Source organism: Kosmotoga sp. (assembly GCF_982836095.1).
On sequence record NZ_CEYIHJ010000231.1, the window covers coordinates 1 to 248 of the forward strand.

At 44.0% G+C, this 248-nt stretch carries 1 protein-coding gene; it reads left to right on the top strand.

The window, feature by feature from the left end; all coding sequences use genetic code 11:
• Positions 1–248: lyase family protein (locus AC3LHT_RS10520; protein ID WP_488662859.1), on the top strand; the 248-nt coding region annotated here is incomplete at both ends.

Consider the following 248-nt stretch of genomic DNA (forward strand, 5'->3'; position numbering starts at 1 on the left):
CACTTGCACTTGTTGAAGCCTGCAAGTATATTTTAGAAGCGCTGAAAGAATTTATCGCTGTTCTGAAAGAGCAGGCGCTAATGCACAAAAAAACTGTCATCATGGGAAGAACTCATGGGGTCCATGCAGAACCCACTTCCTTTGGCCTAAAAATCCTCTCTTTTCTTGCTGAAGCTGAACGAAATCATGATAGGCTCATTAACTGCCTTGACAGATTGGCTGTTGGTAAACTCAGTGGTGCTGTGGGA